The organism is Pseudomonas palleroniana, from assembly GCF_003031675.1.
GTDB lineage: Bacteria > Pseudomonadota > Gammaproteobacteria > Pseudomonadales > Pseudomonadaceae > Aquipseudomonas > Aquipseudomonas palleroniana.
Window position 1 is genome coordinate 1 of record NZ_PYWX01000015.1, and the last position, 23362, is coordinate 23362.

The following is a 23362-nucleotide window of genomic DNA, read 5'->3' on the forward strand; positions in this document are numbered from 1 at the left end:
ACCGTGCGATCGATATGTGTCAGATACACTTCGTCAACCGGTCTGGGAGTGCTTCGCACTCCAGCGGGAGCAAGCTCCCTCGCCACACAAGCTCGCTCCTACAGGGGTAAGGCTATCAGCCCTGCCACTTCCCGCCTTCGACAATCACGCTCTCAGGCGAGGTGTCATCGCTCAGTTCCTTACGCACATACTGGTCATACAGCTTGAGCAAAAACTTCTCTTCGCCCAGCTTTGCCAACTCGGCATTCACCCAATCGCGCAGTTCGGTATTGCCCTTCTTCACCGCCGGTGCAATCGGCGCTTCGTCACCGAGTTTTTCTTGCAGCACACGATAGCCAGGGTTCTGCTTGGCCCAGCTGAACAACACCAGATTGTCCTGGGCATACGCATCGCCCCGGCCGGCCGACAGCGCTTGCAGCGACTCGGAGTTTTTCTCGAACTTGAGCAGTTTCCAATCCGGATGGTTCTTGGTCAGCCAGATATCGGCGGTCGTGCCGGTGGTCACGATGGTGGTGCGGGTCGCCAGGTCATCCAGGCTCTTCACCGCGCTGTCGTTGGGCACCAGGGCCTGTACCGCGACTTTGAGGTTGGGGTTGGTGAAATCCACGGCTTCCTTGCGTTCCGGGGTGACGGTCATGTTGGCGAGGATCAGGTCGACCTTGTCGCTTTGCAGGAACGGAATACGGCTGGCCGGCTCGACGGCAACGAACTCGACCTTGTTCTCGTCGCCCAGCAGGTCCTTGGCAAATTGACGGCCGATGTCGGTATCGAAGCCGACGTAGCGACCCGCCTCATTCACAAAGCCGAACGGCGGCTTGTCGGTAAATACGCCAACAATCAGCTTGTCGCGCGCTTTGATTTTGTCGATGTAGCTCGCGGCGGCGGCCGCAGGTTTGGCAGGCTCTTCGGCCTTTTTATCGCAGCCGGCCAGCAACGCGACGGCAAACAGTGGCAGCAGTAACTTTTTCATATCAGCTCCAGTTCCTTGGTCTTTTTGGGCAGTGTTGAAACAAAGGAGAACTTCTCCAGGAACTGCTGCGCGCGTGCGGTTTGCGGGTTCGTAAAGAATTCTTCGGGGGTGTTGTGTTCGAGGATGCGACCGGCCTCCATGAACACCACGCGGTCGGCGACGGCGCGGGCGAAGGCCATTTCGTGGGTGACGATCAGCAAGGTCATGCCATCGCGGGCCAGGTCCTGGATCACCTCCAGCACTTCCTTGACCATTTCCGGGTCGAGGGCTGCGGTGACCTCATCAAAGAGCATGACCTGTGGGTTCATGCACAACGAACGCACGATGGCGATGCGTTGCTGCTGGCCGCCGGAGAGCTGGCGCGGGAAGGCATCCCGCTTGTCGGCAAGGCCCACGCGTTGCAGTAGTTTTTCCGCCTGCTCGCGAGCTTCACGGGGGTCGCGTTTTTGTACTTTCAATGGGCCGAGCAGGATGTTGTCGAGCACGCTCATATGCGGGAACAGGTGGTAGCTCTGGAACACCATGCCGATGTCCTGGCGTACCTGGCGCCAGTCCGTGGATTTATCCAACAGCTCCCTGCCGGCAAAACGCAGGCTGCCGCTATGCGCAACTTCCAGCCCGTTGAGGCAGCGCAGCAAGGTGCTCTTGCCGCAGCCGCTGGGGCCGAGGATCACCACCACTTCGCTGCTTTGCACACAGAGGTCGATGCCCTTGAGCACCTGCGCCTCGCCAAAGTATTTGTTGAAACCCTGGAACTCGATCAATGCACTCATGCTTGGGCCCAGCGCCGTTCCAGCACCTTGGAGGCGGCCGACAACGGGTAGCAGATAAAGAAGAAAAACAGGAACAGCACGCCGTAGATCAATACCGACTCATAGGTGCGTTCAATGATTTGCTGGCCGACCTTGATCACATCCACGACACCAATCAGCACGGCCAGGGAGCTGGTCTTGATGATCCGCGTGTAGACGTTGATGGTCGGCGGCGTCATGCGTTTGAGAGCCTGGGGCAGCAGCACGTAGCCGTACAGTTGAGGCGTGGACAGGCCAATCGACAAGCCCGCTTCGCGCTGGCCCCGGGGCAACGAATGCAACGCGCCGCGCACCACTTCGCCCACTTCACTGGCGCCCCACAGCGACAGCACCAACACCGCACACCAGAAGTTCGGAATGCTCAGGCCAAAGAAAATCGGCAGGCCGAAAAACAGCAGGTACAGCCACACCAGCACCGGAATCGCCCGGAACAGCTCCAGGTAGACCCGCAGCACCCGGTTGACCGCCCGGTTGTTCAGCATGCGCAACACGCCATACACCACGCCGCCGACGGTGCTGAAGGCGATGCTCAACAAAGATATCGACAGGGTTTGCGCAGCGCCCTTGCCCAGTTGCGGCAACGACACCCACAACAACTCAAGACCCGAACTGGCCATGCTGGAGCCTCCTTTCCAGGCGGCTGAGCAGCAACGACAGCGGCAAGAACAGCAACACACAAATCAGCGTCAGCACGGCAAGCATTTCGTAGGTCTTGTAGTAGAGCGCGATGTAGCTCTTGGTCGTGTAGAGAATCTCCGGCACCGCCACGGCGGACACCACCGTGGTCTCCTTGAGCAGGAAAATGAAATTGGCGAACAGCGCCGGCAGGCTGAGAATGCCGGCCTGAGGCAGGATCACATGGCGCAACAGTTGCCAGTCGGACAGGCCGATGGACTTGCCCGACTCGATCTGCGCCAGTGGCACCGCTTCTACACCGGCGCGCAGCACTTCAGTGAGGTAGGCTCCGCCGAGGAACGTCATGGTGATGATCGCTGCCCAGAACCCGGAGAGATTGAAACCCAGGGCCGGCAAGGCGAAGTACACGAAGAACAGCTGGATCAGCAGCGGCGTGTTACGCGCCAACTCCACATAGAGCGCCACCAGGCGCGACAAATACGGCGTGCGAAACACCAGCAGCGCTGCGTTGACCAGCGCCACCAGCAGTGAGGTGGCGATGGCGATCAGGCCCACTTGCAGCGTCACCCCCACAGCGCGGAGAAACGCCGGCAAGGTGCTGAGGATAAATGCGAAATCGAAGGTCATCGTGAGTCCGTGACGCCGCAGGGTAAGGCGGCGAGTGCAATCCATATCGACGTGGGTAACGTCGGGTAGCACAAACTTTAAAGGTATAAAAAATAAAATTTAAATACCAAAATAGCATATTGATATCACCCAAAAAGATAACCCCCGAACTCGCGGGTTTGGCCAGTGGCAACTATGGTTTTGGGGTCGAAAGATTCGAGGGATCGAACAATGAATGAAGCGAAACCGATGGATCCGCAGGAGCTGGTGAAGTGGTTGGTGGCGTTGCGCCGCGCGATCAACAGCCGCACTCTCTAAAACACTGAAGAATCACTTTGAGAAGGAAATCAAAATGTGGGAGGGGCGGTGCGACGATTCGACTTGCTCCCGATAGCGGTGAATCAGCCAATAAATCTGGTGACTGACACCCTGCTATCGGGAGCAAGCCCCCTCCCACAGTGATAGCGTTAAGCCTTAACTGACTGGCATTAAGGCTTGCCCCCTCCCACAATTCAAACCTTGAAGGGGGTCTGGCTTAGATCAGAACGCAGGCACGACCGCGCCGTTGTACTTCTTCTCGATGAAGGCTTTGACTTCAGGGCTGGTCAGGGCCTTGGACAGTTTCTGGATAGCATCGCTGTCCTTGTTGTCCGGGCGAGCCACCAGGAAGTTCACATACGGCGACTTGGCGTCTTCGATGATCAGCGCGTCCTTGGCTGGGTTCAGGCCAGCCTCCAGGGCGTAGTTGGTGTTGATCAGGTCCAGGTCGACCTGGTCCAGCACGCGTGGCAACAGGGCCGATTCCAGCTCTTTGAATTTCAGGTGCTTGGGGTTGCTGGCGATGTCTTTCGGCGTGGCCAGGGCGTTGCTTGGGTCTTTCAGGGTGATCACACCGGCCTTTTGCAGCAGCAACAGGGCACGGCCGCTGTTGGAGCCTTCGTTTGGAATGGCAACGGTGGCGCCATCTTTGAGCTCGGAAATGTTCTTGATCTTCTTCGAGTAACCGCCGAAAGGTTCAACGTGCACACCGACCACAGTGACCAGGTTGGTGCCCTTGCCCTTGTTGAAGTTTTCCAGGTACGGCAGGGTCTGGAAGTAGTTGGCGTCCAGACGCTTCTCGGCCACCTGCACGTTTGGCTGCACGTAGTCGGTGAAGACTTTGATGTCCAGGTCCACACCTTCTTTGGCCAGGGTCGGCTTGACCAGCTCAAGGATCTCGGCGTGCGGGATCGGGGTCGCGGCGACCACCAGCTTCTCGTTGGCCTGGGCCAGGCTTGCAGTCAGGGCAGCCGCCAGTGCGGTAAACAACAGAACCTTTTTCATGCAGTGTCCTTATCGAAATTCCGGGGCGTCTCTGACGACCGTTTTTAGGTGGGGTGCCAGCGAAGTGCTATCGCGGCGTGGAAGGGACAATACCTAGATTTTTTATTCCCGAACAATATCTTTTATTCACGTTGATATTCCATTTTGTTCATGTAGCCATTTGCGCAAGGTTTCCTGTTCCGCCGGCGTGGCAGTGCTGAACAGGCGCTGCACCTGTTCCAGCGGTGAGCCGGCCACCGGCAGGTTCAAATGCTCGGGCAAAATCTCATCGCCACTGCTGACCAGCAGCGCAAAATGGATCACGTTTTCCAGTTCACGGGTATTGCCCGGCCAACTGTGGCGCTCCAGCACACGCTGGGCGGCGTCGCTGATCAGCGGTACCGGCAGGTCCAGGCGCTGACTGTAGATGCCGAGGAAATATTCGGCCAGGGACAGGATATCGCCGACGCGTTCGCGCAAGGCCGGCAGCTCGAGTTGGCCCTCGCTCAGGTAATGGAACAGGCGCTCATGGAACTTGCCGGCCGCCACGGCCTGGGCCAGGTCGATGCTCGTCGCGGCCACCAGGCGCACATCCACCGGGCTTGGCTGATGGGCGCCGACACGGGTGACTTCGTGGTTCTCCAGGGCGGCGAGCAGCTTCACCTGGATCGGCAGAGGCAAGTCACCGATTTCGTCCAGGTACAAGGTGCCGCCATTGGCCGAGCCAAACCACCCGGCGCGACTACTGGCCGCGCCACTGTGGCTGCCGGCGGCGTATCCGAACAACTCGGCATCGGCATAGGTGGGGCTGATCGCACCGCAATTGACTGACACGAACAGCCCGGTGCGATCACTGCCACGGTGGATCTGCCGCGCCAGCAGCTCTTTACCCGTACCGGTCTCGCCGCGAATCAACACGGGCAGGGCCAGCGGCGCGAGGTTTTCCAGGTCTTCGCGCAGTTGCCGCGAACGCGGGTCGACAAACATCAACGCCTTGGCACGGATGCTCAGCGGGCTTTTTTCAGAATCGGGGAAGGTCAGCAGTGGCTGGCCGTAGGTTTCATGGCTCATGGCAGGCTCCCGCCCCAAATCCGCTCAAGGGACGGGGCGTTGAAAGAATCTCAGGCAGTGCGCCGGGCGTGATGTTCGAGACGGCTTTGCAGGCGATAAAGGTAGGCGAAGCCTTGCTCCCATCGCTGGTGGCCGGACTTCACATTGATATGACCGGCCCCGGACAAAATGCCGGCTTCGGCGCCCCAATGGCGTGCAAGCTCCAAGGCTCTCGCAGCGCTGACGGCACTGTCGTTGTCGGAGCTGACCACTTGGCTGGGAAACGGCAGCAAGTCGGTGGGGATGGGTGCAAAGTTGCGCAAGGCAGGGGCACAGGCCGGGCGCTCGACATCGGCCGGAGCCACCAGCAAAGCGCCGCGCACCTGACGCAAAAACGCCAGCGGTGCCGTGGCCGCCCAATGGGCGACCGTGATGCAGCCCAGGCTGTGGGCGATGAGAATCACCGGCGTACTGTCGGCGGCAATCGCTTCGGCCAGCGCCGCCACCCAGTCTTCGCGACGGGGAGTCAGCCAATCGGCCTGTTCCACGCGCGTACTGTTGGGCAGGCTGTTCTGCCAATGGCTCTGCCAATGATCTTCTGGCGATCCTTGCCAGCCCGGCACGATCAGGTAACGAATCAACTCGCTGTGCATGGGTGTGCCCTCCTGCAGCGTCTAACGTTGCTGAGCAGTATAAGGACAGGGTTTATATTCGTTAAGGAATAAGAAGCTATTTATTAATAACCAAAATCACATAACCCCTAAATATCAAAAGTGGGAGGGGGCTTGCTCCCGATAGCGATCTGTCAGCCACCGATTTATTGGCTGAACCACTGCTATCGGGAGCAAGCCCCCTCCCACCCTGATCGTTTTCCAAACTGAGATTTTTGGTGATGTGTGAATTTCAGGCAAAAAAAAAGGCCGCACCCTGCCAAGGAAACGGCCAAAAAATCGTCGAGGCTTTGCAACTAACGAGCGGTTATCACCGACAGTTTGGTAATCCCCGCGCGCTCGATAGACGCCATGGCTCGCGCCACTTCGCCGTAGTTCACACCATCATCAGCCTGCAGTTGCACCCGCACATCGGGGTCCTTGGCCTTGGCCGCCTGCAGGTTGAACTCCAGCAGGTCCGGCTGGATTTCGTCCTTGTTGATAAACAGTTTGCCGGCACCGTCGATGCTCACCACCAGCGGATCTTTTTGCTCCACCGGCGCCACGGCCTGGGTCTTGGGCAGGTTGATCGGAATCGCGTTGGTCAACAGCGGCGCAGTGACGATAAACACCACCAGCAGCACCAGCATCACGTCCACCAACGGTGTGACGTTGATCTCGCTCAGCACCTCATCGCTGTCTTGCGTGGAGAAGGCCATCTCAGGACGCCTCCTTCACTTTCTGCGGGTTGCCGGCCGCGCTCTTGGTCAGCGAGGGGTGGAGCAGCACGCGGAAGGAATGCTTCTGCGCCAGGCTGTAGAAGTCGTGGGCAAAATCATCCAGATCGGCCGCCGTCAGCTTCAGGCGGCGCAGGAAATAGTTGTAGACCAACACCGCCGGCACGGCCACGGCAATCCCCACGCCCGTGGCGACCAGCGCCGCACCAATCGGGCCGGCCACGGTTTCCAGGCTGGCGGAGCCGGCAGCACTGATGCCCTTGAGCGCTTCCATGATCCCCCACACGGTGCCGAACAGGCCGATGAACGGCGAGGTGCTGCCGATGCTCGCGACCACGGCCAGGCCGGTTTCCAGGGAGCGACGCTCACGCACGATCTGCTGGCGCAGGGCACGTTCGAGACGGTCCTGGTGGTTGATGGCCTGGCTCAAATCCGCTGCATGGGCAGAATCACCCACCTGGATCGCCGCATAACCGGCCTGGGCTACCCGGGCCGCCGCGCCCGGCTGGGTTTCAGCCAGCTCCGCGGCGGAATCGAGGCTGGAGGCCGCCCAGAACCGCTGATGGAACTTGCGGTCCTGGGCCTTGAGGCGACCGAATTGCACGCCCTTCAACAACGCCAGACCCCAGGTGGCGACCGAAAAGGCCACCAACAGCCAGATCACCGCGCTTTCGATGGATTCAAGTGGAGATGCCAATGCCATGATGTTTTTCCTCTTTACAGGTCGCGGCGTGCAAAACACACCGCAGCGCGATAGTTAGTGAATCTTGAAATCGATCGGTACGCTGACCCAGCCGTCCTGGGCAACATCGCCCTGCTTGGCCGGTACAAAACTCCAGCGCTTTACAGCAGCCAGCGCGGCATCATCGAGTTGCTGGCGACCGCTGCTTTTCTGCACCTGGATCTCCCCCGGCTTGCCGCTGGCCAAGACGTGTACCCGCAGCAGTACCGTGCCTTCCCAACCACGACGCTGGGCCAATGACGGGTATTCGGGCGCCGGGTTCTTCAAGTAAGCGGCGTTGGCCGAAGCCGGTGTAACCGGTGCAGGCGCTGCGACGGGCGCTGCCGGAGCGGGCGGCGCAGGCACAGGTGGCGCGGGCGGCTGCTCGACCGCCTTCGGGGCCGGCTCAGGTTTCGGCTTGGGTTTGGGCTGCGGCTTGGGCACAGGTTTCGGGATTGGCTTTGGCGGCGCAGGCTTGGCTGCCAACTCATCCACCACCGGTGGCGGCGGCTCAACCACGGGCGGCGGTGGAGGCGGCGGCACAGGCGGTGGCGGCTCGACCACCGGCGGTGCCGGCTGGGAAAACTCGATGGTCATCGGTGGTATTTCCGGCGGCACAATCGGCAGCACCGGCGTGGGTTTCTGGCTCACCCAGTAAATCAACGCGCCATGCAAGGCCAACACCAGCAGCCCCAGCACAAATCCTTCGCGGCGACTCGAGAAACGCTTCGGCGTCTTCTGCAGCCGCAGTTGCCCCAAGGGCGCACGGTGCGGTCGGCCAAGGTCGACCAACTCACCACCCGGCCCCTGGCGCCACTGCGCCTCATGTGCACTGGCGGCGGTCTGGACATTGCCCATTGATTCACTCCCTACGGTTTTCGTACAAAAAAAACCGACAGGCCAGCCAAAGTGGCCGTCGAGGGCTGAATCATCGGGGTTAGACGCTTATCTCTTAAAGTAATCTTTAAAGTTATACATATACCTAAACCGAATAAAAGAAATATCCTGAATCATCAAACCCCCGCCCACTGCGGCTTTGAGCGAAGACGTTATTTTTCAATGCTTTTCAGGCATACAAAATATTCAGAAAAGGTATGGCTCAGCCTGGGCTGTTTGCACACAAATCGAGCAATTGACGCTGCAGCGTCTGCCCTGGCGCCCCCAAGCCACTACGGCCGTATACAGCCAGCCGCACGCCCTGCACCGTCGGCAAACCACTCTCCTCGCCGAGTACCACATGCCCAGGCTGCAGCACCCGTCGCGGCAACAGGCTGATCCCCAACCCCGCCGACACTGCCGAACACACGCTGGCCAAACTCGCGCTGGAATAACCGATACGCCAGCGCCAGCCGCCCACTTCCAAGTGATGCAACATTTCATTGCGATACAACCCACCCACCGGAAAAGCCACCAGCGGCAGCGGGTCGCGCCCCAGGCACGGGGTGCTGCGGCTGTCGACCCAGCACAACGGTTCCGGCCAGGAAGCCAGGCAGTCATCGCTGTGGCCCATCTGCTTGACCAGCAGCACGTCAAATTCACCGCTGCGGTACTGGCGCTGCAATTCGGGACCGAGGCCGCTGGTGACCTCCAGCCTCACTCGGGGATGGCTCACCACAAAGGCCGAGAGCAATGGCATCAGGCGCTCGGCGGCAAAATCCTCCGGCACCCCAAGGCGCAGCACACCGTCGTTTTGCTGGTTGACCAAAACATCGGCGGCTTCTTCATGCAGCGCGAGGATGCGCCGTGCATAGGCCAGCAACCGTTCACCTTCGGCGGTAGCGACCACCCGGCGCTGGTCGCGGTCGAGCAACTGGCACGCTACCGCGTCTTCCAGGCGCCGGATCTGCTGGCTCACGGTGGATTGGGTCAGGTGCAGGCGCTCGGCGGCGCGGGTGAAATTGGCGCAATCCACCACGGTCACAAAGCTGCGCAATAACACGGGATCGAACATGGGCGTCACCATTGCATTTGCCACTGGTTGGCATGGTTATATTTAATTTCAGAATACCTCGGGTGCTCGCCATACTCACGCCTCGTCGATTGAGCGTAAGGGCACTGCATGAGCCGCCATACATCCCTCGCCGGCTGGGGCCTGCTGGTCGTGCTGGGCCTGAACCTGCGGCCGATCCTCAGCTCCATCAGCCCGTTGCTTGCGGACATTCGCCAGGCTACCGGCTTGAGCTTTCAGAGCAGCGCCCTGCTCACCAGCCTGCCGGTGATTTGCATGGGCCTGGTGGCACTGGTGGGTGTGCGTCTGGAGGCCCGTCTGGGTGAACGACGCGGCATCGCCCTGGGCTTGATAATGATCCTGCTGGCCTGCCTGGCACGCTGGTTGATGGGCCAGGCTTCGGCACTGCTGGCCACGGCGTTGCTGGGCGGTGCCGGCGTGGCGCTGATCCAGGCGCTGGTGCCGGCGATGATCAAGCGCGAATTCCACCACCGCGTGCCGGTGGCGATGGGCGTGTATTCGGCGTCATTGATGGCCGGTGGCGGGCTGGCGGCCCTGCTGAGCCCGGTAGTCGCCACGCATTTTCAGCAATGGCAGGCGGGCCTTGGGGTCTGGCTGCTGCCCGCAATCGCTGCACTGTTGCTGTGGGGGTTTGTACCGCTGGGTGCGGCGAGAAGCGCAACCGTGATCCCCACCTTCAAGAGCCTGCGCAATCGTCGGGCGTGGCTGCTGGCCGTGTATTTCGGCCTGGTCAATTGCGGTTACATGAGCATGGTGGCGTGGCTGCCTGCGTACTATCAGCAACTGGGCTGGGGCGTACTGCCCAGCGGTTCGCTGCTGGCCTTCATGACCCTCTTCCAAGTGAGCGCCGCGCTGCTGATGCCGGTGCTGGCCCAGCGCGGCATCGACCGACGCCCCCTGCTCGGCATCAGTCTGCTGGCGCAGACCGTGGGCTACCTCGGCCTGTTGATGGCACCGCAGCAGTTCCCCCATGTGTGGGTGGCGCTGATCGGCTTCGGCCTGGGCGCCTGCTTCGCCTTGAGTTTGCTGCTGACCCTCGACCACCACCGCGACCCGCGCCAGGCCGGGCAACTGGCGGCCTTCGTGCAAGGCGTGGGCTTTTTGATCAACGCCATTTCGCCATGGCTGACGGGCTGGCTACGTGAACTCACCGGCACTTTTGTCAGCGCCTGGTGGGTACTGGCCGTTACCGTGGTGGCGATGCTGGTGGTGACGCGGGTGTTCAGCCCGGCCACCTATCGCAGCGGCTCAGAAGTCGTAGCGGCCAGTCACGCCTAGGGTACGAGGCGTCCCCAGCAAGCCTTCATAGCCGCCGTTACCGCCTGTCCACAACGTGGTGTAGTAGGTTTTATCGAAGGCATTTTTCAGCCACAACGACACGTCCCACTGCCCCTGCTGGTAGTTGCCGCGCAGGCCGGTAGACAGGTTGACCACGGCATAGGCGGGAATCTGTCCGTAATCGGAGTCTTCCACGGTGCCCACCGCTTTGGAGCGGAACGCATAGCTGGCGGTCACGTAGGGCTCGAAGCCGTTATCCAGGTTCCATTTGTATTCGCCATTGGCGTTGGCGATCCACTTCGACGCGCCGACCACTTGATGCCCCGTGAGGTCGCACGACGCCGGCGCACCGGGGCGCAAGCTGACTTCCGGCGGGCATGGCGCATCCTTGTAAGACAGGTAGCTCACATCATTGAACGAGCCGTTGAGGTTCAGCGTCAGGCCCTTGACCGGCACCAGGGTGCTTTCCACTTCAACGCCACGTGAGCGCACGGAGCCGGCATTGGTCAGGTACTGCACGCGGTTGTCCTGGTCATAGGCGTTCGTCTGGTAGCCGTTGACCTGGGTCCAGAACAGGTTGGCGTTAAGCTGCAGGCGGCGATCCCACAGCGTGCTCTTGAAGCCCAATTCGGCGTTGTTGGCACGCTCGGTGCCGATCAGCAAAGAGTCGGCCCCGGCGGTTGGCGCGGAGCCCACGGCCAAATTGACCCCACCGGATTTTTCGCCATGGGACAGCGTCGCGTAACCCAACAGGTTTTCATTGAAGTGATAGGTGAGGTTGAGCAGCCCCGAGGGCGTGGCGCTGTACTGATTAAGGTCGCCCGAGTCATACGCTCCCGTGCGCCCGCGTCGCGCCGTGGCAGCGGCGCCGGCCACCGCAGCACCACCCAGCGGCGCATTACGCGTGACCCAGGCGCTTTTCTCTTCATAGGTGCCGCGTAGGCCGGAGGTGAAATCCAGACGCTCCGTCAGGTGCCAGGTGCCTTGGGCAAACAACGCAAAACTGTCGGTGCGGATATGCCCGTTGCCGACACTGCTGACATTGTTCAACGCACCGGCAGGTGTGCCGTTCCAGATATCGGCCTTGGGCCCGTAGTAGGCGAAGGACTTGTTATCCAGGTCGGAGCCGAAGTAATACGCGCCCAGCACGTAGTCGAAGAAGCCACCCGTGGGCGAGGCCAGCCGGAACTCCTGGGACCACTGTTTATCTTCCACCGATACGCCGGCGTTGTACGACGCGGGCACGTTGAGTCCGTCATCGTTGCGCGGGGTGAAATTCCACCAGCGATAGGCACTGACCGACGTCAGCGTGAAGTCACTCGGCAACGTCCAGTTGGCCTCCAGCGATGTACCGCCCTGGAACACGGTGACGTGCTGGTCGCTGTCCAGGTTGACCTTGCGATGCGTGCCGTCCACCAGCGTTGCCCCCGCTGCAGCGGCCCGCGACTCATACAGATTGGTGCCATTGATGGTCGGCCCGGTGCTGTACAGCACACGGGTGCCGGCGCTGGAGTCTTCCTCGTTGTAATCGCCAATCCAACGCAGGTTGAACGTCTCGCTGGGCTTGTACAGCAGTTGCCCGCGAAAGCCCTGGCGTGAACCGCCATTGAGGTCGTGGCCGTCGTATTGGTTCTTGATGTCACCGTCGCTGCGCGTGCGGTAAGCCGAGAAACGCCCCGCCAAGTCATCGCTGAGCGGGCCGGAGATCGTGCCCTTGGTCTGGAAGTAACCGTCCTCGCCCAACGACGTCTCGATACTGCGCTCGGGGGTGAAACTCGGTGCGCGGGTGCTGATGTTGATCACCCCCGCCGTGGTGTTCTTGCCGAACAGTGTGCCTTGCGGGCCGCGCAATACTTCAAGCTGCTCGATGTCCATCAAGTCGAACACCGCCATGCCCGGCCGCCCAAGGTACACGTTGTCGATATACAGCCCCACGCTGCCTTCCAGACCGTCACTGGCCGGGTTGTTGCCCAGCCCGCGGATCGACACGCTGGACTGGCGTGCATGCATGTAGGCGACATTGACGCTGGGCACCAGTTGCTGCAGATCCTGAATCCGATACACCCGCTGACTTTCCAGGGCCTGGCCACCGATCACGCTCATCGGCGTCGGCACGTCCTGGGCGCTTTCGGTACGCCGCCTGGCGGTGACCGTGACGGTCTCCAGTTGGCCGCTGGCGTTCTCGCCCTTGCTTGCCGGCACGGGTACTTCGGCGGCCTGGCTCGGCGACCAACTGCTGCTACCGGCCACTAACATGGCCATGGGCAAGGACTTCAACAGACTCATAAGCGGCTCCCCAAGCGGAAATATCCAACAACGCATATTCCCTAAAGTTATTTATTTATGGTTTAACGAACATTTACTGCATAAGAGATTGCCTTTATAAGGAGTCGACCTGATGCATAGCCAATGCATTTCCCGGATATTTTTGATGTGAAAAATGCATATCGACCTGCGCCAGCTTCGCCACTTCATCGCCCTTGCCGAACACCGCAGTTTTGTCGCCGCGGCGTTGGCCGTGAGCCTGTCGCAGTCAGCGTTCAGCCGTAGCATCCAGGCGCTGGAACACAGCGCCGGGTGCCAACTGGTCGATCGTGGGCGCAAGGACCTGGCGCCCACCAAACAGGGCCAGGTCCTGCTGGAACATGCACGCCGCCTGGTCAGCGGCGCACAGCAATTGGCCAACGAGATCAGCCAATTCAATGGCCTGGAGGCCGGTGAACTGCGCTTCGGTTGCGGGCCGGCACCGGCCGGCGGGTTGGTCCCCCGCGCCATCGGCAGTTTTATCGGGCGCTACCCCAAGGCCCGCGTGCAATTCCAGGTGGATGACTGGCAAAGCCTGAGCAAACGCCTGCTCAGCGAAGAGTTCGAGTTCTTCGTCGCCGACACCCGCCACTTCGAAGCCAACCCGGACTACCACACCCACCGCTTGCGCCCACGCCGCTGGTACTTCTGCTGCCGCGCCGGGCACCCGCTGGCCCAGCGCGAGAGCGTGAGCGCCGCCGAGCTGATGAGTTACCCCCTGGCCGTGACCATCCGCCCGCCGAACCTGCGCAAAGTCATCGTCGACCTCAGCGGCCGCCCGGATTACCTGCCCAATGTGGAATGTGAAAACGGCTACAGCCTGATGGGTGTGGTACTGCGCTCGGACGCCATCGGTATCGTCAGTGCCAACAGCGACGTGCTGCACATGGCCCGGGGCGAATTGGTGTGCCTGACCATCGATGGGCTGGCGGAGGACCTGGAGGAGCGTTACACCCGCTACGGCATTGTCAGCCGGGCGGGCTATCGGCTGTCGCCGCTGGCGGAGGCGATGATTGAGCAGATCAAAGAAGTGGATGAACAGGATGAGGATGTCTGTTCATTGGAAAATTTTGCAGTTTGAATCGCCATCGGCTTCATAGATTAATAAATATCTAACATTCTCTTCATACTTGACGGCTATTAAAACAACTCACCTCCTCAAGAATAAATTTATAAAAACCGTCGAGCCTATCTGTAAACAGGAAGTTGTTTAATGGACTGTATCTTCTGCAATATCGCCCAAGGCACCGCTCCTTCTCATGTGCTATGGGAAGACGAAACCCACATGGCCTTTCTCTCCATCTTCCCCAATACCCCAGGTTTTAGTGTCGTCATTCCCAAGGCTCATCACGGCAGTTATGCATTTGCCGAGTCGGACAAAGTGCTTAGTAATCTGATCATCGCGGCCAAAAGGACTGCGCTGCTGCTGGACAGTGCGCTGAAGGGTGTCGCGCGGACCGGCATGATTCTGGAGGGGTATGGCGTTGACCACTTGCACGCCAAACTCTTCCCGATGCATGGGACTGGGGAAGAGAGCACGTTCAAGAAGATCAGCTCAAGCGTAGACAAATTTTTTGATCACTATGAGGGCTATATCTCCTCCCATGACTCAGCCAGGGCTGACGATTCGGTGCTGGCTGAGCTGGCCACGCACATCAGGTCTTTTGCCGATTGAGCACGATGCGTGCGCTGCATAAAAACCATTCGCCAAATGCACTTGCCGATCACCCGACCGAACGGCGAAAACGTAAGCCTTTCCTCCGTTCGGTGCCCTTGCCATGCCTCAGCCAAAACCCCTGCGCAACGTGCTGTACATCATGTGCGACCAACTGCGTCGCGATTACCTGTCGTGCTACGGCCATGCCCACCTGCACACGCCGAATATCGACCGTCTGGCCGCAGCCGGCGTGCGTTTCAGCCGGGCCTATACCCAGGGCACCATCTGTGGGCCGTCGCGGATGTCGGCGTACACCGGGCGCTATGTCAGCAGCCATCAAGTGGCGTGGAACGCCGTGCCGCTGCCCCTGGAAGAACTGACCATCGGCGATTACCTGCGCCCCCACGGCATCCGCACCGCGCTGGTCGGCAAGACCCACGCCACGCCAAACCTGGAAGCCTTGCAGCGCCTGCATATCGACCCCGACAGCGCACAGGCCGAGCCGCTGAATGAGGTCGGCTTCGACGCCTACTTCCGGCACGACGGCATCTACCCCGACAGCCCGTTGTTCGAAGACAAGCGCGAGTCAGCGCCTTACACCCACTACCTGCGCGAAAAAGGCTACGACGGCACCAACCCTTGGCATGAATGGGCTAATGCCGCCGCCGGTGAAAACGGTGAGGTGCTCAGCGGCTGGAAGATGCGCAACGCCGGGCTGCCTGCGCGCGTCGCCGAAGCGCATTCGGAAACGGTCTACACCACCGACCGCGCCATCGACTTCATTCGCGAGCAAGCCGAGCAGCCTTGGTGCCTGCACCTGTCCTACATCAAGCCGCACTGGCCCTATATCGCCCCGGCGCCGTATCACGCGTTGTACGGCGCCGAGCATATCCAGGCGCCGATCCAGCCGGAGCACACCAGCGATCACCCGGTATACCAGGCGTTCCGTCAGCACCAGGAGAGCGTGAATTTTTCCCGTGACGAAGTGCGGCTCACGGTCATTCCAACCTACATGGGCCTGATCAAACAGATCGACGATCAACTCGGCCGGCTGTTCGATTATTTGCAAAGCAACGGCCGCTGGGACGACACCTTGATCGTCTTCACCAGTGACCATGGCGATTTTCTGGGCGATCACTTCCTCGGGGAAAAAGAGTTCCTGCTGGAGCCGGCGGTGGGCGTGCCCTTGATCGTGCGCGACCCACGCGCAAGCGCCGATATCACCCGTGGTTCAGTGGACGAACGCCTGGTGGAGACCATCGACGCGCTCCCCACTTTCCTCGACGCCCTGGGCTTGCCTGCGGCCGACCATCGCCTCGAAGGCCGCTCGCTGATCCCGCTGTTGCACGGCGCCCCCGTGAGCTGGCGCAACTACGCCATCGCCGAATACGACTACGCGTTCCAGGCCCCCGCCCGCGAACGCTTGGCGCAGCCTATCGACCGCTGCCGCATGACCATGGTGCGCAGCGAACGCTGGAAATACCTGGCGTATGACGGCTTTCGCGCACAACTGTTCGACCTGGAAAACGACCCGCAGGAAGTGCACGACCTGGGTGCCGACCCCGCCTATGCGGCGGTGCGCGAAACGCACCTGGGTTATCTGTTCGAGTGGCTGCGCGGCTTGAAGCGGCGCACCACCATCAGCCACACGGAAATCGACGTGCGTGGCCGGCAGTTCAGATACGGTGAGCCGGAGGCGGAAAAAGTGGTTCAAATCGGGGTTTGGTAGGCCTTCGGGAGCAGCTACAAGTAAGAGCCAGGTGGCTTTTACTTGTAGCTTGTCGCTGAAAACTTGCCGCTCAAAGTCCCTTTGTCGTCTGACTGCGCTGCCCCTGCACACTCACCGGCACGTCGCCCTTGAGCGTCACCCGACGCACGATGCGCTCCTGGGTACCGTAGTCATCCACCGCGTAATGCTGGGTGGCGCGGTTGTCCCAGATCGCCACGTCGCCGGTGTTCCAACGCCAGCGCACAGTGTTCTCCAGGCGGGTGACATGGCTTTGCAGCAGGTTGAACAGCTGTGTCGAATCGGCCTGGGAATAACCCTTCAGCCGCTTGACGAAGTGCCCCAACAGCAGGGTTTTCTCACCACTGACCGGATGCACACGCACCACCGGGTGTTCGGTTTCGTACACCGTGGAGGTGAACACCTTGCGGTATTCCTCAAGCTTTTCCACCGACACATCCGGCTTGCGCCCGGCGTAGTCGTATTCGTTGCTGTGCACCGCCCACAGGTTGTCGGCCAGGGCCCGCAGTTCGATGCTGAGGTCGTTGTAGGCGCTGGCCGTATTGGCCCAGACCGTATCGCCACCCGCCTTGGGTGCCAGCACCGAACGCAGGATCGAGGCTTTGGGGTAGGCGTCGACGAAGGTCACGTCGGTGTGCCAGGAGTTGGCGCGCTGGCCGCGCGTGCCGTCCAGCTCCAGCAGAAAGCGCGTGCCGTCGCGGACCGGCACCGTCGGGTGCGCGATCGGTTCGCCGAGCAAGTGGGCGAAGGCTTCCTGGCTCTGGTCATCCAGGTGGGTCTGCTCGCGGAAGAAGATCACCTTGTACTGCACCAGGGCCTGCTGGATGGCCTCGACCGTCGCGGCGTCCAGCTCCCCAGACAGTTTGATGCCACGGATCTCGGCCCCTATACGCCCGGCGACCGGGTGGATGTCCAGTGCCTGGGGCACGTGTTGAACAGCTAATGCGGCGTTGCTCATGGTGACGACCCTCTAGTGCGCTCTATTGATATGCAATTTAGATCTAGCAAATCAACATATGCTTCGTTGACGGAATAAGAGCTTGCATTTAAAACCTCAGCTCCCAGGGTCGCAAATGCCTTCGACCTATTTTTCAGATGCCGGGAAAGCATATGGATCTTCGCCAACTTCGGTACTTCATCGCCCTCAACGAACACCGCAGTTTCGTGCGCGCAGCAGACGCCATGGGTATCACCCAACCGGCGTTCAGCCGCAGCATCCAGGGGCTGGAGCAAGAGTTCGGCTGTGTACTGGTAGACCGTGGCCACAAAGATTTGCGCCCCACTCCGGAAGGCCAGGTGGTGCTGCAACATGCCCTGAGCCTGGTGCATGGCGCCGCCTTGTTGAGCAGTGAAGTGACGCGCATGACCAAGCTTGACGCCGGCGACCTGCGCTTCGGTTGCGGCCCGGCCCCGGCCGTGAAACTGGTACCCGATGCGGTGGCACGCTTTATCACCGACCACCCGAAAATCCGCACGCATTTCCAGGTGGATAACTGGGAAAAACTCAGCCGCGCCCTGAGCCGTGAAGAGATCGAATTCTTCATTGCCGACATTCGTCAGTTCGAAGCCGACCCGAACTTCCAGACCCGCGCACTGACGCCCAAGCGCGGCGTATTTTTCTGCCGCCCGGGCCACCCGCTGCTGGCCAAGGACAGCCTGTCGACCAACGACATGTTCGACTACCCGCTCGCCTCCCCACTGATCTCCCAAGGCATCCGCAAGCTGCTGGCGAACCTCAGTGGGCGTATGGACTTTTCACCGAGTATCCAGACCGAGCATTTCCCGGCGCTGGTGAAGATCGTGCTGCAGTCCAATGCCATAGGGGTGGGCACCGAGGAAGCGTTTGCCGAAGACATCGCCCGGGGCACCCTGGTGCTGCTGCACTGGCGCAATCTGCCGCAAAACATGGAAACCATGAGTGCGCGATGCGGCGTGGTCAGCCGCACCGGCTCGCGGTTGTCGCCGGCGGCGAAGGCAATGATCGAGACATTGGTGGAAGTGGACAGTCAGGCCGTTCGTTTAGCGGTTTGAGGGCCTCATCGGGAGCAAGCCCCCTCCCACAGTTGATCTGTGAATACCTTCAACTGTGGGAGGGGGCTTGCTCCCGATGGCGATAGCCCAGACCCCCAAAACCTCAAAGCCCCGCCGCCGCCAGATTCGGCACCACCCAATCACTCACCTGGAATGGCTTGCGAATCAGCCGCTCCTTCGACGCCAAGTCCACCGCATTCTGTAATTTGCCAAGGAACACCGGGTCCAGGGTCGAAGGGAAAATCTCGCTGAGTTTCTGGTCCTTCAAATCGTTGGTCAGGATCACGGCGGGGTAACTGGCGCGTTCCGACACCAGCTCGATGTAAGCCTGCTTGTGGTTGTCATCGGTCAACCACTGCACGGCCTGCTGCTGGGCCTTGAGCAACTTCGCCACGACCTGCGGGTGCTCGTCGACAAATTTGCCGCTGCCCACCAGCACCGCCTGGACACTGCCCGCGCCGCCCAGGTCCTTGGTGGTCAAGGGGATCTCAGCCAGGCCCTTGGCCTGCAGCGCGCTCAGGCCCGAGCTGCCCCAGGTGGCGTCGATCTGCTTGGCCGCCAGCGCCGCCACGGCGGCATTGAAGTCCAGGTTGATGACCTTCAGGTCTTTCTCGCTCAAGCCTTGGCTGGCCAAGGCAGCGTCGAACGACAACTGGCTGGCCGTGCCCCGGAACACTGCAACGCGCTTGCCCTTGAGGTCTTGCAGGGTCTTGATGCCCGAACCCGGCACCACGCCGAGGTAGTGCTTCACACCTCGCGCCGAGGCACTGAGCAGGCGGGTATCCAGGCCATTGGAACGTCCGATGATCGCCGCCAGGTCGCCCAGGTAAGCCAGATCCACCTGGCCATTGGCAAACGCTTCATTGATCACGGGGCCGGCGCCCTTGAAGTAATTCCACTGGATCGTGATGCCTTGGTCGGCAAAAGCCTTTTCAAAAATCTGCTGGCTGTGCAGCACGTCGGTAATGCCACCGCCACTGTGCTGGCTGCCGGCACTCAGGTCAGGCACGGCGATGCGGATTTCCTTGAGGTCGGCGGCGTGCACCAGGCCGGCCAACGCGGTGCCCGCGAACAGCGTGATCAGTCGTTTGAAAGGCAGTTTCATAAGCTCAGCTCCTGGTGGGCGTAGGTCGCCTGGGGAGCAGAAAGTAGGCATAGGCCGATCAAAACTTTAAATACTATAAATTCACAATTTAATAGCTTTTAGCACTATGCAAGCTAAACCGCTGGCTCCAGAGGGCTATGCATCAACAGCATCGAAAATATTCTTCGAATGCATTGGATGCGTGTCGGACGGAAGCTTTAAATGATTTTCTTATCCCCCAATCATCTTGATTGAGTTTTTGTAAGATCAAAATCACATAAAGCCCTCGGCAACAACGGAGGTCCTCCATGGCCCGGATTTCACTTTTGAGCCTACCGCTCGCGGCCCCCTCCACCGATGCGGCCAAAGGTGCGGCGCGGCGCTGGCCGAACCTTGGCGAACGCCTGTTGCCTTGGCTGCTGCCCCTGACGTTATTCGCACTGTGGTGGTTGGCCAGCCGCAATCACTGGATGAGCGAGCAGATCCTGCCGCCGCCTGCGCTGGTGTGGAGCAGCGCAGTGGAACTGGCTGGAGGCGAGCTGTGGAGCCACCTGGCGATCAGTTTGCAACGCCTGTTCTGGGGGTTGCTGGCCGGTATCGGCACCGGGGCTTTACTGGGCGCGTTGCTGGGGTTCAGTGCACGCGCCGAGCGCCTGGTATTCCCTACCTTCAGTGCGCTGTCACAAGTGCCGACCCTGGCCTGGATTCCGTTGTTCATGGTGTTTTTCGGCATCGGCGAAACCCTGAAACTGGTGGTGCTGGTAAAGGCGATCGTGGTGCCCGTCACCCTGCACACCCTGGTCGGCGTACGCGACGCCCAGCCCACGTTGCGCGAAGCGGCCCGCGTGCTGCGCCTGCCCGCTCACCTGCTGATCCGCCGACTGATCCTGCCCGCCGCGCTGCCGGCGTTCATGGCTGGGGTGCGCCTGGCGCTGGCAGCCGGCTGGACATCGTTGCTGGCGGTGGAACTGCTGGCCTCCAGCGAAGGCATCGGCTACCTGATGGTCTGGGCGCGCCAGTTGTTCATGCTCGATATCGTCTTCGTATGCATCGTGGTCATCGGCGTGCTGGGTGTGGTGATGGATCGTGGCGTCGGCTGGCTGGATCGCCTCTGGGTGCATTGGCCCCACCCGGCCACCGCGCAGATCCGGCGCGGGCCACGCTATACCGGCTGGCAGCGCCTGCAACCGTGGCTGTTGCCGCTCCTGTTATTGGCGTTGTGGCAAGTCGCGACGCAACAGGCGTGGGTAGACCCGAACATTCTGGTCAGCCCGTGGACCGTGCTGCACAGCGCGATCGCCGGCGTGCTGGATGGCAGCTTGAGCAGTGCGTTGGGCAAAAGCCTGGGGCGCACGCTCGCCGGCCTGCTGCTGGGCGGCGGGCTGGGTTTTGCCGTGGGCCTGTGGCTGGGCTTGTCGCGACGCAGTGAGCGGGTGCTCGGCCCATCGTTGGCCGCGTTGCGCCAGATCGCGATTTTCGCCTGGGTGCCGCTGTTGACCGCCTGGTTCGGCCTGGGTGAAGCGGCCAAGTCGGTGTTTATCGCGCTGGCGGCATTTTTCCCGCTGTTTATTGCCACCCAACGCAGCGTCTTGAACCTGTCGCCGCAGCTGCGCGAAGCCGCGCAGGTGCTGCGCCTGAACCTGTTCCAACGCCTGCGCCACCTGGTACTGCCGGGGGCGGCGGCGGGCATTTTCGCCGGCCTGCGCCTGAGCCTGATTTACGCCTGGCTGGGCACCATCGGCGCGGAATACTTCATGCCTTCCAACGGCGGTATCGGCAGCCTGATGATCGGCGCCCAGCAGCTGTTGCGCATGGACCTGATCATGAGCGGCATGCTGCTGGTCGGCCTCACGGGCGCCACTCTCAACCTGATCGGCCAACGCATCGAAACCCGCGCCACCCGCTGGAGACACGTATGAACGCAGCTATCGTCAGCTTCAACCATGTGGGCAAAACCTTTGATGTGGACGGCTTCCCGCTGGAAGCCATCCGCGAATTCAACCTGGACATCGCCGAAGGCGAGTTTGTCGCGATTGTGGGTTCCAGTGGCTGTGGCAAATCCACCCTGCTGCGCCTGCTCGTGGGGCTCGACACGCAGTTTCGCGGCGAGATCCAGGTCGACGGCAAAGCCGTGCGCGGCATCGGCGGGGAGCGCGGCATCGTGTTCCAGGAGCACCGCTTGTTCCCCTGGCTGACGGTGGCGCAAAACATCGGCCTGGGCCTGGTCAACGAAGCGCTGAGCGAAGCCGAACGCGACCGGCGCATCAGCGACTTTATCGCGCTGGTCGGCCTGACTGACTTTACCCGCGCCTATCCTCACCAATTGTCCGGCGGCATGGCGCAACGGGTCGCCATCGCCCGTGGCCTGGTGGCCAGCCCGCGCATCCTGTTGCTGGACGAACCGTTCGGCGCCCTGGATGCACTGACCCGCCAGCAGATGCAGGACGAGTTATTGGCTATCCGCACCCGCGCCAGGATCACCACGGTGCTGGTGACCCACGATGTGGAAGAAGCGATTTTCCTCGCCGACCGCGTGGTGGTGATGGAGCCCCGGCCAGGGCGGATCAAGCAGGTGGTGAACATCGCCTTGCCGCATCCGCGCCAGCGCAGCAGCTTCGAGTTCCACCAGTTGCGCGAAGAGCTGTTGCACGAACTGACCAGTGATGGCCATTACCAGCCGCCCGTGCGCGAGCAGATCCGCGATCTGCCCCTGGCCTTTATTGCTTGCTGAAAGACAGCGCGGCGTCGGGGCGCTCCTGGCGCTCAAAGCGATTGGCACGGGCAAACGTGCCGAAGTCATTGAAGCGCACGCCCATCTCGGCCATGACCTTGTGGGCCACCTTGGCCGTCATCTGGCGAATGTAAAACGGCTCCTTCACCACAAAATGGTGGATGCCATGGGTGCTGCCGAAGTTGAAGCAGAACGCCTGCAACGGCCACAACCACCAGGGGTTCAACACCTGGGTCTGCTGGATCACATTGCCCAGCTCCACATCACCGTAGTAATGCATGTTGGAGCTGACGAAGTGCAGGCAGAAGGTGCGCAGCACGTTGGGGCCGATGATCACCACGGCGGCGATGTCGATCACCTGCATCATCTGCAAAGTACCGTCGGACCAGCCAATCGGCGTGTCCATCAGGCCGGCAATGCCGTTGGCGGCATGGAAGCCCAGAAACACATACCACGCCCCCCAATGCAGTAGCGCCAGCGGTGCGTAGACCAGCAGCGAACGTTTCAGAATCTTCAATTTGTGGTTCCAGGTCTTGGCGCGCAGCATGCGGATAAACGCCGACATCACGTTGTCGCCCACCATCAGCAATCGCGCAAACCCCCAGGGTTCACCATTGGTGATGGCGCGCTCTTCCATATCGCTTTCGGTACCGGAGACCTTGTGGTGATTGAGGTGCAGATGCCGGCGTATCCAGGGGTTGATCGTGCTCGGCCGCGCCAGCCACACCAGGCCCATCATCAGGTTGTGGGGCAGGCGCTGCTTGCGAAAGTACATGCTGTGGATCAGGTCGTGCTCCAACTCATGGGTCAATGAGGCCAGAAAAGCATTGAGCAGCAGGCACACCCACCAGGCTAGGTGCCCGCTGATGTAGAGCGCAGCCGAGCCCAGCATGCCGACCAGCGCAAACGCCAGGATGCCCGCGCCCAGTGCATCCTGATGCAGCAACCAGGGGTGGCGCCGGCGCAGCCGCAGCCCTTCGGCCAGCACCACGTCACGGATGTGCGCCGAGCGTTGTTGTGCGTTCATCTGTTGGGGACTTGCAGAAGTACCGTCCATGCTTCCATCCTCTTGTCTAT

At 61.0% G+C, this 23362-nt stretch carries 22 protein-coding genes; 7 read left to right on the plus strand and 15 right to left on the minus strand.

Annotated elements, in window-relative coordinates:
- Positions 1–115 precede the first annotated feature (115 nt).
- From C9383_RS04975 to C9383_RS05025, 11 genes are all read right to left on the minus strand, one after another.
- Entirely contained in the window at positions 116–970 is an 855-nt protein-coding gene (locus C9383_RS04975) for a transporter substrate-binding domain-containing protein (protein ID WP_060755565.1), read from the minus strand.
- Positions 967–1743 carry an amino acid ABC transporter ATP-binding protein gene (locus C9383_RS04980; protein ID WP_060755564.1) on the minus strand — a complete coding sequence of 259 codons (777 nt, stop codon included), beginning with the start codon at positions 1741–1743 and terminating at the stop codon, positions 967–969. The genes C9383_RS04975 and C9383_RS04980 overlap by 4 nt, the downstream gene beginning before the upstream one ends.
- Positions 1740–2399, minus strand: coding sequence for an amino acid ABC transporter permease (locus C9383_RS04985; protein WP_090367549.1), 660 nt, complete (start codon positions 2397–2399; stop codon positions 1740–1742). Before C9383_RS04985 ends, C9383_RS04980 begins: the two co-directional genes overlap by 4 nt.
- The gene (locus tag C9383_RS04990) at positions 2380–3045 is read right to left on the minus strand and encodes an amino acid ABC transporter permease (RefSeq protein WP_090367551.1); all 666 of its coding nucleotides are present in this window, start codon (positions 3043–3045) and stop codon (positions 2380–2382) included. The genes C9383_RS04985 and C9383_RS04990 overlap by 20 nt, the downstream gene beginning before the upstream one ends.
- A gap of 519 nt (positions 3046–3564) precedes the next feature.
- Entirely contained in the window at positions 3565–4347 is a 783-nt protein-coding gene (locus C9383_RS04995) for a MetQ/NlpA family ABC transporter substrate-binding protein (RefSeq protein WP_060755561.1), read from the minus strand.
- A 126-nt stretch (positions 4348–4473) separates the two neighbouring features.
- On the minus strand, positions 4474–5397 hold the full coding sequence (locus C9383_RS05000) for a sigma 54-interacting transcriptional regulator (RefSeq protein ID WP_090367553.1): 924 nt from the start codon (positions 5395–5397) through the stop codon (positions 4474–4476).
- Positions 5398–5447: 50 nt separating this feature from the next.
- Positions 5448–6029 carry an alpha/beta hydrolase gene (locus C9383_RS05005; RefSeq protein WP_060755559.1) on the minus strand — a complete coding sequence of 194 codons (582 nt, stop codon included), beginning with the start codon at positions 6027–6029 and terminating at the stop codon, positions 5448–5450.
- A 314-nt stretch (positions 6030–6343) separates the two neighbouring features.
- Positions 6344–6745 carry an ExbD/TolR family protein gene (locus C9383_RS05010; protein WP_060755558.1) on the minus strand — a complete coding sequence of 134 codons (402 nt, stop codon included), beginning with the start codon at positions 6743–6745 and terminating at the stop codon, positions 6344–6346.
- A gap of 1 nt (position 6746) precedes the next feature.
- Positions 6747–7469, minus strand: a complete 723-nt coding sequence (locus tag C9383_RS05015; RefSeq protein WP_090372279.1) for a MotA/TolQ/ExbB proton channel family protein — start codon at positions 7467–7469, stop codon at positions 6747–6749.
- A 51-nt stretch (positions 7470–7520) separates the two neighbouring features.
- Complete coding sequence (locus C9383_RS05020; RefSeq protein ID WP_060755556.1) at positions 7521–8342, minus strand: energy transducer TonB; 822 nt, start codon at positions 8340–8342, stop codon at positions 7521–7523.
- Between the two features lie 241 nt (positions 8343–8583).
- Complete coding sequence (locus tag C9383_RS05025) at positions 8584–9435, minus strand: LysR family transcriptional regulator (protein WP_090367555.1); 852 nt, start codon at positions 9433–9435, stop codon at positions 8584–8586.
- 108 nt (positions 9436–9543) lie between these two features.
- Between C9383_RS05025 and C9383_RS05030 the strand changes: the two genes are divergently transcribed.
- The gene (locus C9383_RS05030; protein ID WP_090367557.1) at positions 9544–10731 is read left to right on the plus strand and encodes a CynX/NimT family MFS transporter; all 1188 of its coding nucleotides are present in this window, start codon (positions 9544–9546) and stop codon (positions 10729–10731) included.
- Here the strand turns inward: C9383_RS05030 and C9383_RS05035 are convergent.
- Positions 10702–13017: a TonB-dependent receptor gene (locus tag C9383_RS05035; RefSeq protein ID WP_090367559.1), complete on the minus strand. Its 2316-nt coding sequence runs from the start codon at positions 13015–13017 to the stop codon at positions 10702–10704. The two genes, C9383_RS05030 and C9383_RS05035, sit on opposite strands and share 30 nt — an antisense overlap.
- A 154-nt stretch (positions 13018–13171) precedes the next feature.
- Between C9383_RS05035 and C9383_RS05040 the strand changes: the two genes are divergently transcribed.
- The 3 genes from C9383_RS05040 (at position 13172) to C9383_RS05050 (ending at position 16421) form a co-directional block, all read left to right on the plus strand.
- Positions 13172–14116 (plus strand): LysR family transcriptional regulator, encoded by a 945-nt coding sequence (locus C9383_RS05040; protein WP_060755552.1) that lies wholly within the window; start codon positions 13172–13174, stop codon positions 14114–14116.
- Positions 14117–14248: 132 nt separating this feature from the next.
- Positions 14249–14710: an HIT family protein gene (locus C9383_RS05045; RefSeq protein WP_090367561.1), complete on the plus strand. Its 462-nt coding sequence runs from the start codon at positions 14249–14251 to the stop codon at positions 14708–14710.
- A gap of 103 nt (positions 14711–14813) precedes the next feature.
- Positions 14814–16421 (plus strand): alkaline phosphatase family protein, encoded by a 1608-nt coding sequence (locus C9383_RS05050; protein WP_090367563.1) that lies wholly within the window; start codon positions 14814–14816, stop codon positions 16419–16421.
- Positions 16422–16491: 70 nt separating this feature from the next.
- Here C9383_RS05050 and C9383_RS05055 read toward each other — a convergent pair whose 3' ends face one another.
- Positions 16492–17397, minus strand: coding sequence for a TauD/TfdA dioxygenase family protein (locus C9383_RS05055; protein WP_090367565.1), 906 nt, complete (start codon positions 17395–17397; stop codon positions 16492–16494).
- Between the two features lie 152 nt (positions 17398–17549).
- Between C9383_RS05055 and C9383_RS05060 the strand changes: the two genes are divergently transcribed.
- Positions 17550–18470 (plus strand): LysR family transcriptional regulator, encoded by a 921-nt coding sequence (locus C9383_RS05060; RefSeq protein ID WP_090367567.1) that lies wholly within the window; start codon positions 17550–17552, stop codon positions 18468–18470.
- 103 nt (positions 18471–18573) lie between these two features.
- On the opposite strand, the gene C9383_RS05065 is transcribed toward C9383_RS05060, so the two are convergent.
- Positions 18574–19575: an ABC transporter substrate-binding protein gene (locus tag C9383_RS05065; protein ID WP_060755547.1), complete on the minus strand. Its 1002-nt coding sequence runs from the start codon at positions 19573–19575 to the stop codon at positions 18574–18576.
- A 287-nt stretch (positions 19576–19862) separates the two neighbouring features.
- On the opposite strand from C9383_RS05065, the gene C9383_RS05070 reads away from it, so the two are divergent.
- The gene (locus C9383_RS05070; RefSeq protein ID WP_060755546.1) at positions 19863–21473 is read left to right on the plus strand and encodes an ABC transporter permease; all 1611 of its coding nucleotides are present in this window, start codon (positions 19863–19865) and stop codon (positions 21471–21473) included.
- Entirely contained in the window at positions 21470–22285 is an 816-nt protein-coding gene (locus C9383_RS05075) for an ABC transporter ATP-binding protein (RefSeq protein WP_090367569.1), read from the plus strand. Before C9383_RS05070 ends, C9383_RS05075 begins: the two co-directional genes overlap by 4 nt.
- Here C9383_RS05075 and C9383_RS05080 read toward each other — a convergent pair.
- Positions 22272–23342: a fatty acid desaturase gene (locus C9383_RS05080; RefSeq protein ID WP_090367571.1), complete on the minus strand. Its 1071-nt coding sequence runs from the start codon at positions 23340–23342 to the stop codon at positions 22272–22274. The two genes, C9383_RS05075 and C9383_RS05080, sit on opposite strands and share 14 nt — an antisense overlap.
- Positions 23343–23362 lie beyond the last annotated feature (20 nt).